Below are 13,702 nucleotides of genomic sequence, written 5' to 3'. Positions count from 1 at the left end.
GACAATCTAAAATTTAATTTTAGTCATAGATTCGGATGCGAAGTCATTATTCAATTCTCATGGTAGAAAATAGACGGTTCCCGGAAATCTATTGGGGAACATAAAAGCAATGAAGAATATCGGGTCCTATTACGCATCGACAGCGGCAGTTGCTTTATTGCTGGCAAGCGGCTCTGCACATGCGCAGACCGATGCATCGCCGCAGCCCGCCGCTGCCGAAGCGGCGGACGCAGGCACCATCATCGTCACCGGTGTGCGCGGCGCGCCGCGGACTGTGGCCGAAAGCCCGGCCCCGATCGACGTCGTCAGCGCGGACAAACTCCAGGCAACCGGCTCGGCCGAATTTGGCGAAGCCCTGTCCAAGCTGCTACCCTCGCTCAATTTCGGTGCTACCCATGCGGGCGTGTTCTCGATCGGTCGTCCCGTCACCAATCGCGGCCTGGCCCCTGCCTACACGCTGGTGCTGGTCAACGGCAAACGCCGCCACAATGGCGCGTTCCTCAGCAACAGCACCGCCGACACCTCCGGCTCAAACCCGGTCGATATCGACCTGATCCCGACCAGCGCGATCGACCGGATCGAAGTGCTGAAGGACAGCGCCGCCGCCCAATATGGCACCGACGCCATTGCCGGGGTCATCAATATCCAGCTGGCCGAAAAGCCGGGGCTGAGCGGCGATTTCACCTATGGCACCCTGTACGATGCCAATGGCGAGCCGGACAGCTGGAAAGGGACGATCCGCTACGGCACCCGCATCGGCGATGGCGGTTTCCTGACGATCAGCGGCGACATCCGCAAGCGCGGCGGTGCCTGGTGGAACCTGCCCGCGACCGACACCAATCTCTACGGCCTGCCCGCCGGTCGCACGATCGATCAGGTGGTGGCGACCAGCGGCCTGACCCGCGATCAGGTGCTGGCCAATGTCGCTGACGCCAACGCGCGCAATGCCCAGTGGAACCGTGACGGCGCACATAATGGCGATCCGCAGATCAAGGCGTTCAACCTTTCCTACAATGCCCAACTGCCGGTCACCGACAACGCCACCCTTTACAGCTTTGGCACCTATGGCGAACGCGACGCCCAGATCGGCAACAACTTCCGCCGCCCCAACAGCACGGCCAATTTTACCGCACAATTCCCCGACGGCTATTATCCGCTCAACAGTATTGACGAAAATGACTTTCAGTTCGTCGGCGGTCTGCGCGGGGAATTGGCGGGTTGGAACTATGACGTTTCGTCCTCCTTCGGTCGCAATTACAGCCATCAATATTCCAAATTGTCGGTCCGTCCCTCGCTGGGGCCAACGGGACCGACCGAATGGCCCAACCTTGCCAATTTCGAATTTCGCCAATGGACCCACAATGTCGATCTGACCCGTGAGTTCGACATAGGCCTCGCCCGGCCGGTCCAGATCTCGGTCGGCGGCGAATATCGCCTCGACCGCTTCCGCACCTTCGCGGGCGATCCGCTGGCTTATGAACCGGCCACCTACACATTCAAGCCCGGCGACCAGCAATATGACTGGAATGTCGGCCGCATCGCCTCCCCGGTGGTGCAGGGCGCGATCGTCCTGTCCCCTGCTGACGAGGCGGACATCAGCCGCAAGGTTTATGCCGGCTATGTCGATGTCGGTGTCTATCCGCTCGACGCCTGGTATATCGGCGCGGCGGTGCGGGCCGAACATTATAGCGACGGATCGGGCAGCCCGGTCGGCTTGAAACTCAACAGCCGCTATGAATTCAGCCCGGCACTGGCCATTCGCGGCACCGTGGGCACCGGCTTCCGTGCGCCTTCACTGACCCAGATCGGCTATGCCCAGACCGACGGACGCACATCCTCTTTCTTCAATGCCGAAACAGGCCAGACCGAATTGCGCCCCACCGTGGCCAAGCTGGTGACGGCCGACTCGACCGTCGGTCAGCTGCTGGGGGCAAAACCGCTCAAGGCGGAAAAGACCTGGAATGCGGGTCTTGGCGTCGTGTTCACGCCCACCCCGTCGCTGTCGATCACGCTCGATGGCTATTATATCAAGATCAAGGACCGGATCGAACGCACCGGTCGCCTGTTCGGCACCGGCATTTCAGCCATCCTCGCCGCCAATGGCCTGTCCGACATCGAACAGGCGGAATATTTCATCAATGCCGCCGATACCACGACCAAGGGCTTCGATATCGTCGCCGACTATTCCACCACGCTTGGCGATTTCGGCAGACTGGGCGCAACGCTGGCGTTCAACTATTCGCGGACCAAGGTGAACGACGTCGTCGCCACCCCGACGCAGCTGTTCGCGGCCAACGGCACATCGCTGCTGGGCGCAGGGTCGGTGTTCTTCGGCGGCGACAAGATCGGCGAACTCGAAGTGCTGCAACCCCATACCAAGCTGGTCAGCACCCTGAACTGGTCGAAGGGGATTTTCGGCCTCAGCCTCACCAACACCCGCTATGGCAAATATACCCAGCGCACCGCCGCGGGCGACGATCGTCACTTTGGCGCAAAGATCATCACCGACGCCAGCATCAGCGCCAAAGTGACCCGCTTTGCCACCCTGTCGGTCGGCGCGACCAACTTCTTCGACGTCCGCCCCGAAACCAACGGACCGGGCAATCCCCAGACAGGGCAGGGCTATTACGGCCCGTCCCCCTTCAACCCCGCAGGCGGATATTATTATGGACGGCTCGCATTTGCTTTCTGACCGGCGCAGCTTCCTGGCCGGTGCCGCGGCCCTGGGTCTCGCCGCGTGCAGCGGGACCGGGCAGGGCGGGCGGACCAAATTGGTGCTGGGCGATCAGGTCCACCTCCTCCAGTCGAAGGCGGAGGCGGCAGGCGTCCTCGACAATCTGGCCTATGATATTGAATGGGCCAATTTCGTGGGTGCCGCCCCGTTGCTGGAAGCGCTCAACGCAGGCGCGGTCGATACCGCGCCTGCGGGCGACCTGCCGGTGGTGCTGGCCGCTGCCGCCAAGGCGCCGCTCAAGATTATCGCTGGGACGCAATTTTCGACCCGCAACATCGGTATCATCGCTGCCAAAGCCTCTTCGCTGCACAGGATCGCTGATCTGGCCGGTCGGCGCGTCATCGTGTCGAGCGCGCGCGGCAGCATCTCGCACTATCTGCTGCTTGAAGCGCTCAAGGAAGCGAAGGTCGACCGGCGCAAGGTCGATATCGGCTTCATGCTGCCCAACGATGCCGCTGCGGCCTTTGCCGCCGGCCGCATCGACGCCTGGGCGACCTTTGGCACCTATCAGATCGCCGCTGAACTCGCCGGTGCCCGGCTGTTGCGCGATGGTGAGGGCATCAACAGCCCTTACGCCCTGATTGCCGCGTCGCAGGAAGCGTTAGACGATCCGGCCCGGCGCAGCGCCTTGCGCGACCTGCTGGCCCGATTGCAGAAATCGGCTGAATGGTCAGCGGCGCACCCGGCGGATTATGCCGCGATTTTTCAGCAGCAGACCAAGGTGGACCCGCAGATCGCCCGCCTCATGGTCGAGCGTCAAAACGGTTTTCTCGTCCCGCCCGGCGCTGCCGTCATTCGGCCCCTCCAGCGCGTGGTCGATCGCTTCTACGCCGATGGCGAACTGCCCGCCCATGTCGATGTCGCGTCGATCGTCGATGCCGGGATCTTCCCTGCATGAGCATCAGCGCCCTTCACTTCAGCCATTCTCATTGGGCCGCGCCGCGCGGCCTCCCTATTATCGTCGGCAAAGGAGTCTGAGCCATGGCCACTATCCTCAAGGATGATCGCTTCCGTGACACCCATATCAGCGAGGCTGAATGGAAGGTCCGCGTCGATCTTGCCGCTTTCTATCGCCTGTCGGCCCTCTATGGCTGGGATGATTTCATCTACACCCATATCTCCGCCCGCGTACCGGGACCGGAGCATCATTTCCTGATCAACCCCTTCGGCCTGATGTTTGACGAAATTACCGCGTCCAGCCTGGTCAAGGTCGATCTCGACGGCAATGTCATCGGCAAGAGCGATTATGGCATCAACTATGCCGGCTATGTGATCCACTCGGCGATCCACGGCGCACGCGATGACGCCCATTATATCGCCCATTTCCACAGCGCCGACGGCATGGCCGTCTCCGCCCATGCCGAAGGGCTGCTGCCGCTCAACCAGCGCGCGCTCGCGCTGATCCCGCGCCTGTCCTATCATGATTATGAAGGGGTCGCGCTCAATCTGGATGAGCGCGAACGGCTGGTCGCCGATCTTGGCGATACCAAGGTCATGCTGCTGCGCAATCACGGCACACTGGCTTTGGGCGCTTCGCCGGGTGAGGCGTTCAGCGGCATCTATCATCTGGAAGAAGCCTGCAAGGCGCAAGTCCGTACCCTCAGCATCGGTCGCGACCATATCCTGATCGCGCCGCAGGAAGCGCAGGAAGAAGTCCGTCGCCAGATGACGCAAGAACGCGCACCGGTCGAGGGCGCCAAATCCCATTATGATCTGGTCTGGGAAGCCGCCCTGCGCAAGGCGCAGCGTCAGGCACCCGGCTTCGACGTCTGACCCGGAGCGCGATCATGAGCAAACGCCAACTCAAGCTCGGCCTTGTCCCCACCGGCGTTGGCGGCCCCGGCGACAGCAATCGCTGGCTCGACACCGACATTCCGCTCGACGCCAGCGTCAATATCGACTGGTATATCCATGTCGTGCGTCAGGCGGAGGCCGCGAAATTCGATCTGGTGTTCATCGTCGACAGCCAGTTCATCACCGCCAATTCCCCGCCCCATTATCTTAACCGGCTGGAGCCGCTGACCTTGTTGTCGGCGCTGGCGGTCGCCACGAAGAAGATCGGCCTCGTCGGCACGCTGACCACCTCCTATAATGACCCGTTCAATCTCGCCCGCCGTTTCGCCTCGCTCGACCTGATCAGCAAGGGGCGGGCTGGCTGGAATGTCGTCACCAGCGGGGACGCAGGCACGGCGGGCAATTTCAGCCAGCCAGAACATTTCGACTATGACACACGCTACCGCCGCGCGGTCGAATTTCTCGACGTGGCGCGGGGCTTGTGGTCGTCATGGGAGGAGGGCGCACTGGTCCGTGACCGCGCGACCGGCCAGTTCCTCGACGCCGCCAAACTCCACCGGCTGGATCATGCAGGCGAGTTCTTCCAGGTTGTCGGCCCGCTCAACATCCAGCGTTCGCCGCAGGGAGAGCCGGTCATCTTTCAGGCTGGCGACAGCGATCAGGGCCGCGATCTGGGCGCGACCGTCGCAGACGCCATCTTCACCCATGCGGCGACGATCGAACAGGGGCAGGCCTTCTACGCCGACCTCAAGGGTCGCGCCGTCCGGCAGGGCCGCGATCCTGACCAGATCGTCATTCTGCCGGGATTCTCGGTCTATGTCGGCGAAACCGACGAACAGGCGAAGGACATAGAGCGCCACTATCGCACGCTCGACCAGAGCTTCGATCAGGCGCTCGCCGAATTCGGCCGCCCGTTCGGCTGGCATGATTTCCGCCAATATGATCCCGATGCGCCATTTCCGGTCGCCGCGCTCGAACATGCCAAGAGCAGCTTCTATACGCACGCCAAACGGGTCACTGACCTGGCCGTTGCCGAAGGCCTGACCCTGCGCCAGACGGTCGAGGGCGCGCGGGCCGGGCGCGGCAGTCCCTTCGTCGGGTCGGCCGAAACCGTCGCCAATGAAATCCAGCGCTGGTTTGAAGGCCGCGCGCTCGACGGCCTCAACGTCCATCTGGGCCACCCCAGCCAGTTCGACCGCTTCGTGGGTGAAATCGTCCCGATCCTCCAGGAGCGCGGCCTTTTTCGCCAAGACTATGAGGCGGACACGCTCCGCGGCCATCTGGGCCTGCCCATCCCTGCCGGTCGCCGCACAACAGCCACTGACCGACGCAATGCCGCCTGAACGCAGACATCTATGACAATTCGTCACTCTCCTTCCCGCAACTCTCATTGGCGCGCTCACCCCTCCATCGCCAATATTATGGGAGTTGCGGGAAGGAGAATATGATGGCGACGATCCTCAAGGACACACTCAAGGCGCAATTTGAAGCCTTGCAGGCAGAGCGGGCGCGCAACTGGACGCCCGCGCAACTGGAGGGCAATGCCCGCCAGCGGCATTCGCTGCGCGAACGGTTCGATCCAGCAGACGTCGCCCAGGTCGGCGATGTCCTGCCTCCGCAAGATTTCGCCCAGGCCAATGGCAATGTGTTCAGCCTCGACACGCTGACCGCCAATGGTCCGGCGCTGCTGATCTTCTTCCGTTTTGCCGGTTGCCCGGCGTGCAATATCGCGCTGCCCTATTATGCCGATACGCTCTACCCCGCACTGCGTGACCGGGGTATCCCGCTCGTCGCGCTCAGCCCGCAGCAGGCCGATCGCCTGGACGAGATTCGACAGCGCCACAATTTGCCCTTTCCAGTCGCGACCGATGAGGACAACAGCCTCGCACGAGAACTGGGCATCGCCTTCAGGCCCGACGATCGCCCGTCGCCTCCGCCTGCCGGCTGGATCGGCGAGGTCACCGGGACGGGTAGCTGGGAATTGCCGCAACCGGCTGTCCTGCTGGTCGGGCCTGGGCGGGTGGTGCGCTGGCTAGCAGTCAGCCCGGACTGGCTGGACCGGCCCGAAGCGGACGAGATATTGCGCCACATCGCTGCATAAGGCGGCTTCATCTTGATTGCGACGGTCCGGTGGACGGGCCGTCGCAGCAACAGCGATCATGATTACCCCTTCTCTCCCATTGTACTAAATGGTACATGGTCCGCGAGGATGCAGAGAAGGGTGATCATATGAGGACGTCCATCGCGACCGTTTCCGTCAGCGGGACGCTCGACACGAAGTTGCAGGCGATTGCCGCCGCAGGGTTCGACGGTGTCGAAATTTTCGAGAATGACCTGATCGGCTACGCCGGATCGCCGCGAGAGGTGGGCGCGATGATCCGCGACCATGGCCTTGTCTGCACCTTGTTCCAGCCGTTCCGCGATTTTGAAGGGATGCCAGGCGATTTGCGCGCCAAGACCTTCGACCGGGCCGAACGCAAATTCGACATCATGCAGGAGTTGGGCACCGATCTGGTACTGGTCTGTTCCAACGTCTCACCCCAGGCGCTGGGCGATCGCCAACGCATCATCGACGATTTTTCAGAACTCGGTGCCCGCGCGGTCAGTCGCGGTTTGCGGGTCGGCTATGAGGCGCTGGCCTGGGGCCGCCATATATTCGACCATCGCGATGCGTGGGAGATTGTCCGTTCCGTCGATCATCCCGCGATCGGCCTGATCCTCGACAGCTTCCATTCGCTTGCACGCCGCGTGCCGATCGACAGCATTGCCGCGATCGATCCGGCCAAGCTGTTCATCGTCCAGGTCGCCGACGCGCCCGCGCTGGACATGGACTATCTCTACTGGAGCCGCCATTTCCGCAACATGCCGGGGCAGGGCGATTTGCCCATTGCCGACTATGTGCGCGCATTGCTCGACATCGGCTATGATGGCCCCTTGTCGCTGGAAATCTTCAACGACCGGTTCCGCGCCGGCTCATCCTCCGGGGTCGCGCTCGACGGCTATCGCTCACTCCGCATGGTGGAGGATGAGGCGCGCCGCATCTCCGCCCGGCCCGCCGCCATTGCCCCGCGCGTCAAGATTGACGGGGTGGAATTTATCGAGTTCGCCGCCAGCGAAAGCGAAGCGCCGGTCCTGGCCGACATGCTGTCAGCCATGGGCTTCACCCTGGTCGGACGGCATGTCCGCAAAGCCGTCACGCGATGGCGGCAGGGGGCGATCAACCTGGTCATCAACTGCGAAACCGAAGGCTTCGCCCACAGCCACGACATCGTCCATGGCGCGTCGGTCTGCGCGCTGGGCCTTCGGGTGACAGATGTCGCCTCAGCACTCGATCGGGCGGGTGCGCTGCGGATTGCCCGCTTTGAACAGGCGGTGGCGTCCGACGAAATGCAGATTCCGTCGGTGCGCGGCGTAGGTGGCAGCCTGATCTATTTCATCGAAACCGGCACACAGGACGCTGTCTGGGCACAGGAATTTGTGCCTGTGACCGACGCGGCGCAGGCCGATGCCGGCCTCGACCGGATCGACCATATCGCGCAGGCCATGGGGTATGAGGAGTTTCTGTCCTGGCTGCTCTATTATTTCGCGCTGTTCGACGTGACCAAGACGCCGCAACTGGAAATCGCCGACCCGCTGGGCATCGTCCATAGCCAGGCGGTGGAGTCCCCGGATCGCGGTTTTCGCATCACCCTCAACGGATCGGCAGCGGCGCAGACGCTCTCCTCCCGCTTCCTGCACCATTATATGGGGGCAGGGGTGCAGCATATCGCCTTTGCCTGCGCCGACATATTCGCCACCCGCGACGCGATGGTGGCGCGCGGGCTGGAACTGCTCGACATCCCGGCCAACTATTATGATGATCTGGCCGCGCGCTTCAGTCTGGACCCCGCACTGGTCACGCGCATGGCCGCGTCGGGCATTCTCTATGACCGGGTGGGCGATCAGGAATATTTCCAATTCTACAGCCGCGCCTTTGCCAAGCGTTTCTTCTTCGAATTTGTCGAACGGCGTGGTTATGATGGCTATGGCGCGGGTAATGCGACAATAAGGCTGGCGGCCCAGTCGCGTTTCAGGGACGATATGCCGGGTTGATGACGGTTTGACGAGAAGGACAGGTGGAGTGGGTAAGGCGGCCCTGACGGCAATCGAAGGTGGAGCGAGTGCGCGCACGGCGGAGGCCGAGGAGACGCGGCGCAACATATTGGACGTCGCCACCGTGGAATTCGCTGACAAGGGGTTGAGCGGCGCGCGGATCGACGAAATCGCCGAACGGACCAATTCGTCCAAGCGCATGATTTATTATTATTTCGGCGGCAAGGAAGGCCTGTATCGCGCGGTTCTTGAGCGTGCCTACACCGCCGTGCGCGAAGTCGACGCCGCTGTCCGGCGCGATCATCTGTCCCCGGATGCGGCCCTGCGCGATCTCATCACCACGACCTTTGACTATCATATCCAACATCCCGAATTTGTCCGGCTGGTCATGAACGAGAATATTCTGCGCGGCGCGCATGTCGGGGAGATACCGGGCATCCGCGAACGCAACCGCAAGGTGATCGACAATCTGCGCGACATATTGGCCCAGGGGGTCGCCAGCCGCCATTTCCGCGAAGGCATAGACCCGGTTGAACTGCACATGACCATCAGCGCGCTGTGCTTCTATAATGTGTCGAACCGCTACACCTTTGCCTTCGGTTTCGACCGGGACATGACATCGCCCAAGGCGCTCGGCCGTCGCCGCATGTCGGTGATAGACATTATCGAAAGCTGGTGCCGGGCCTGATCGGCGCACGGCCCGTTAGAAGGCTGCTGGCCCTTGCGCAGCAGCCCATCTTTGGATATTAATGTACGAAATAGTTAGCACATAAAAATTGCAGGTGAGGAGAAGCGGATGCGCAAGCCGACTTTCAACGCAGTGGCAGCAGCCCTGCTCAGCACAGTCGCATGTGCTGCCTACGCCCAGCCGCCATCCACCCCCGCACCGCCGACAGCACCCGAACCCGCGCTGGGTGACCCCATGCCCGAACGGCGCGTCGCCTTTCCGGGCGGTGTCATCGCCAGCACCGACATCGTCTTTTCCACCATCCCCGGCTATCGCCCGATCACGCTCGACCTCTATCGCGCCACCGGTGCCAGTAGCCCACAGCCGATCATCATCTACATCCATGGCGGCGGCTGGATGAACGGCCATACCCGCCAGTCCGGCGCGTTCAGTGATTTCCCCGCCGTCCTGGCGGACCTTGCCGCGCGCGGCTATGTCGTCGCCTCGCTCGAATATCGCCTGTCGCGCGAAGCCCCGTTCCCCGCCGCGATCGACGATGTCCGCACCGCCATCCGCTTTCTGAAAGCCAATGCGGCCACTTATGGCATTGATGCTGGCCGCGTCGGTGTTTGGGGTGGTTCGGCGGGCGGACAATTGGCGGCGCTGGCCGCGCTGGAGTGTGGCGCTGCTCCTGCTGGCGCGGACAAGGCCAATGCCACCCAGTCCGATTGCGTCCAGGCCGGGGTCGGCTGGTACGGCGTCTATGACTTCGCCACCATGCCCAAGTCCAACATCCCGCAGGCCGAAAATGTCTATCTCGATTGTGAAAAGGCCAGTTGCCCGGCGGACCGTGTCGCGGCCGCCAGTCCTGCGACCCATGTGGATCGGAGAGACCCGCCCATGCTGCTCATCCACGGCACGGAGGATCGGGTCGTACCCGTATCGCAGTCGCAGGAATTGGCCGCCAAGCTCAAGGCCGCGCAGGTTCCCGTCACGCTCGATATCATCGCCGGGGTCGGCCATAGCTGGATCGGCGCGAACGAAGCGGCAACCCGCGCGGCATCGCTCCGTGCGCTCGATCTGACATTCCGCTTTTTCGACGCCCGGCTCAAGGACGGCCGATGATGCGCCGCTTCTGGACAGCCGTGGCGCTGTCTCTGGCCCTCCTGATCGGCGACCGGGGCGCGCAGGCGCAGGTGGTGGAGCGGCCTGCTGGCCCACCGGTCCAGACCGATGCCGGTCTGGTTGGCGGTATCACCCTGCCGTCGGGTGTACGGTCTTGGCTTGGCGTGCCATTTGCCGCCCCGCCAGTGCGCGATCTGCGCTGGCGCGATCCCCGTCCGCATGAAGGCTGGACCGGTGTCTGGAACGCCGATCGCTTTGCCCCGGAATGTATCCAGCCCTTGCGTGGCCGTTCGATCAACCATTATTTCGGTGAAGAGGCAACCAGTGAGGACTGCCTCTACCTCAACATCTGGGCGCCGCCCGAACCGGCTCCTGCGGGCAAGCCCTATCCTGTCATCGCCTGGATCTATGGCGGCGCGTTCAACGTCGGTTCGGCGTCGATGGCCAATTATTCCGGCGCGCCGCTCGCGGCCAAAGGCGTGGTCTATGTCGCGATCGCCTATCGGGTCGGTCCGCTCGGCTTTCTCGCCCATCCCGATCTGACGGTCGAGGGCGCGGGCCATTCGGGCAATTATGGCCTGAAGGACCAGATCGCCGGACTGCGCTGGATCCAGCGCAATATCGCCGGTTTCGGCGGCGATCCCGGCGAGGTGACATTGGTCGGCCAGTCGGCTGGCTCCATGTCCATTTCCCTGTTGCAATCAAGCCCGGCAGCGCGCGGCCTGTTCCATCGCGTGGTCGGCATGAGCGGGGCGAGCTTCGGCGACCTGATGGCGCCGGTCCCGCTGGCGCAGGCTGAACAGGAAGGACGCGCCCTGCAACAGGCGCTCGGTGCGTCGTCGATCGAGGCGATGCGCGACGTTCCAGCAGACCGCCTCATCAGCGTGGCGGCAACCGTCCCGCGTCGCCCGGTCGTGCTGGACGGGCAGATATTGCAATCCCTGCCAGCCGCCAGCTTTGCGGCTGGCCAGCAGAATGACGTGCCCGCGATGATCGGCTTCACCCGCGACGAAAGCTTCCGCGCGCTGGGACCAGTCAACAGCATGGCCGATTATGCCGCCGCCGTGCGTAAAGCCTTCCCCGAAACTGCGGCGCAAATCCTCACCCACTATTCTGCCAAAACCGATGAAGCGGCCCGCCGCGCGCTCCGCGACCTGCAACGCGACGCCAGCGTCGGCATGCAAATGGCCGATTGGGCAAAGGCACAGGCGACCTATGGGAAGGCACCGGTCTATCCCTTCTTCTTCACACGGGTGCATCCCTATCGGCCGGGCGTCACCTTCGCCGATCATGACCCGGCGACCGTCGGTGCCTATCATACCGGGGACGTGCCTTATTGGCTTGGGACGCTGGACAGCCTCAACCGCTTTCGCGTCACCCGCGACTGGACGGCGCAGGATCACGCCCTGTCGGACGCGATGATGGCGGCCTTATTGTCCTTCGCCCGCACTGGCCAGCCCGGCGCAGATTGGCCGACATTTCAGGTAAAGCGCCCGCAAATGCGTCTGCTGGGTGATCCGGGCGGGGCGATCGACTGGCCCCATTACGCCGCCTTGCCACTACTCAAGGCAGCAGCAGCACCCCAGTCAGCAGCGCCGCTGGACCGGCTGCGCGTTCGCGATTGAGGCAGGGCGTCATGACCCATTATTCACGCAGGCATGTGCTGGGCCTTGGCATGGCAACGCCGCTGCTGCTGCCGACTCTTGCCCATGCCGCGGTGTCAGGCGCAACCGACGCGCCGGGACTGGCGTTCGTCTATGAAGCGATTGTGACGCTGGAGCCTGTGGTGGAGGTCGGCAGGACGCCGCTCGGCACCCGTCGCCGCATCCCCATAACCGGCGGACATTTTGCCGGGCCGCGCATCCGTGGAACCGTGCTGTCGGGCGGCGCGGACTGGCAGTTGCAGCGGGCAGATGACTGGACCGTGATCGAGGCGGACTATATGATGCGGGCCGATGATGGCACGCTGATCCACGTCCGCAATGTCGGCCTGACCAACAGCCGCGTCGCAGGCGCACCGGAACGCTATCTGCGGACCGTCCCCAGTTTCGAGGCACCCGATGGGCCGCACGCCTGGCTCAATCAGGCGATTTTCATCGGCACGCTGGGACCACCCCCTGATGATGCGCCCAAGCCATCGGTGCGCATCCGCGTCTATCGCGTCACATGAAGCACGCCGCCAAGGCCGCGATACTGGCCATGCTATTGGGCAGTTGCACGACGCTGCCCGACCCGCCGACCCGCGCGGTTGATCCGCCAACCGCCTGTGCCGCGACGGCGCAATTCTCCTTCGTCTGCGGCGCGGACAAGCCCGAAGATCTCGCCCACATCCCCGATACGCCCTGGTTGATCGCCAGCGGCTTTGCCAAAGGGGCAGGGCTGAAACTGGTCGATACCCGCCAAAGGACCGCACGCATCTGGTTTACCGCGCGCGCCGATCAAATCGCCCGCCATCCCGCCTTGCCCGATTGCGACCAGCCACCTGACCCAGCCCTGTTCACCACGCGCGGCCTTAGCCTGCGTGTCGTCGCTCCCGGCAAGGCACGGCTCCATGTGGTCAATCATGGCGGACGCGAATCGATCGAAGTCTTTTCGGTCGACTTTAGCGACGCAAGGCAGATACCTGCGCTCCAATGGCAGGGCTGTCTGCTAATGCCGCCGGGCCATGCCGCCAATAGCGTCACAACCTATAGCGACGGCACAGTGCTGGCGACCGTCCTGACCCGGCCGGGAACCAGCATCACCGACTTCGTGGAAGGGCGGGTGACGGGTGGCGTGTATCAGCGCCGCCCCGGTGAAACGGCATTCCAGTTGCTGCCGGGAACGCAACTGCCGGGCAATAACGGCCTTGAGGCGGCACGCGACGATAGCGGCTTCTATGTCATCGCCTTCGGTTTGCGGCAGGTGCTCGGCTATGATCGACATGACAGCAGTGTCCCGCTCTGGCGGCTGACCGTGCCGGATTTCATGCCGGACAATATCCATTGGGATGGCGACCGCCTGATCATGGCGGGGATGATGCGGGACGAACCTGCCTGTGGCGGGGTTCGCCGGATTATCGACGGCGTCGCCGATGGCATGACCTGTCATCGCGGCTACGCCGTGGCGCAGGTCGATCCCGTCGCCCATCAACTCACGATGCTCGCCTATGGTCCGCCCGATCCGCAGTTCAATGGCGTTTCTGCTGCCATTCTGATCGGACAGCAGCTATGGCTTGGCTCCTATCAGGCCGATCGTATCGCGGTTCGCGATCTGCCTTATGCCTTGCCGTAACATTGTATGTACCAGTT

General features: G+C 63.1%; 11 protein-coding genes. All 11 read left to right on the top strand.

Annotated elements, in window-relative coordinates:
- The first annotated feature begins 109 nt into the window (after positions 1-109).
- The 11 genes from D0Z70_RS06200 (at position 110) to D0Z70_RS06150 (ending at position 13,685) form a co-directional block, all read left to right on the top strand.
- Positions 110-2,692: a TonB-dependent receptor plug domain-containing protein gene (locus D0Z70_RS06200; protein WP_119744573.1), complete on the top strand. Its 2,583-nt coding sequence runs from the start codon at positions 110-112 to the stop codon at positions 2,690-2,692.
- The gene (locus D0Z70_RS06195) at positions 2,667-3,632 is read left to right on the top strand and encodes an ABC transporter substrate-binding protein (protein WP_119744572.1); all 966 of its coding nucleotides are present in this window, start codon (positions 2,667-2,669) and stop codon (positions 3,630-3,632) included. The genes D0Z70_RS06200 and D0Z70_RS06195 overlap by 26 nt, the downstream gene beginning before the upstream one ends.
- A gap of 83 nt (positions 3,633-3,715) precedes the next feature.
- Positions 3,716-4,507 carry a class II aldolase/adducin family protein gene (locus D0Z70_RS06190; protein WP_119744571.1) on the top strand — a complete coding sequence of 264 codons (792 nt, stop codon included), beginning with the start codon at positions 3,716-3,718 and terminating at the stop codon, positions 4,505-4,507.
- 11 nt (positions 4,508-4,518) lie between these two features.
- Positions 4,519-5,871 carry an LLM class flavin-dependent oxidoreductase gene (locus D0Z70_RS06185; RefSeq protein WP_420820373.1) on the top strand — a complete coding sequence of 451 codons (1,353 nt, stop codon included), beginning with the start codon at positions 4,519-4,521 and terminating at the stop codon, positions 5,869-5,871.
- A 104-nt stretch (positions 5,872-5,975) separates the two neighbouring features.
- The gene (locus D0Z70_RS06180; protein WP_119744668.1) at positions 5,976-6,629 is read left to right on the top strand and encodes a peroxiredoxin-like family protein; all 654 of its coding nucleotides are present in this window, start codon (positions 5,976-5,978) and stop codon (positions 6,627-6,629) included.
- A gap of 128 nt (positions 6,630-6,757) precedes the next feature.
- A complete protein-coding gene (locus tag D0Z70_RS06175; RefSeq protein ID WP_119744667.1) occupies positions 6,758-8,620 on the top strand; it encodes a bifunctional sugar phosphate isomerase/epimerase/4-hydroxyphenylpyruvate dioxygenase family protein in 1,863 nt (620 codons plus the stop codon).
- A 28-nt stretch (positions 8,621-8,648) separates the two neighbouring features.
- Positions 8,649-9,308, top strand: coding sequence for a TetR/AcrR family transcriptional regulator (locus D0Z70_RS06170; protein ID WP_239018831.1), 660 nt, complete (start codon positions 8,649-8,651; stop codon positions 9,306-9,308).
- Between the two features lie 108 nt (positions 9,309-9,416).
- Positions 9,417-10,412: an alpha/beta hydrolase gene (locus D0Z70_RS06165; RefSeq protein WP_119744569.1), complete on the top strand. Its 996-nt coding sequence runs from the start codon at positions 9,417-9,419 to the stop codon at positions 10,410-10,412.
- Positions 10,409-12,037, top strand: coding sequence for a carboxylesterase/lipase family protein (locus D0Z70_RS06160; protein ID WP_239018830.1), 1,629 nt, complete (start codon positions 10,409-10,411; stop codon positions 12,035-12,037). The genes D0Z70_RS06165 and D0Z70_RS06160 overlap by 4 nt, the downstream gene beginning before the upstream one ends.
- An 11-nt stretch (positions 12,038-12,048) precedes the next feature.
- Positions 12,049-12,582 (top strand): DUF3237 domain-containing protein, encoded by a 534-nt coding sequence (locus tag D0Z70_RS06155; RefSeq protein WP_239018829.1) that lies wholly within the window; start codon positions 12,049-12,051, stop codon positions 12,580-12,582.
- A complete protein-coding gene (locus tag D0Z70_RS06150) occupies positions 12,579-13,685 on the top strand; it encodes a hypothetical protein (protein ID WP_119744568.1) in 1,107 nt (368 codons plus the stop codon). The genes D0Z70_RS06155 and D0Z70_RS06150 overlap by 4 nt, the downstream gene beginning before the upstream one ends.
- Positions 13,686-13,702 lie beyond the last annotated feature (17 nt).

The sequence above is a fragment of the Sphingobium terrigena genome, assembly GCF_003591655.1.
Classification (GTDB): domain Bacteria; phylum Pseudomonadota; class Alphaproteobacteria; order Sphingomonadales; family Sphingomonadaceae; genus Sphingobium; species Sphingobium terrigena.
The sequence above is the reverse complement of the archived record's forward strand: the minus strand, read 5'-3'. Positions and strand labels throughout refer to the sequence as shown.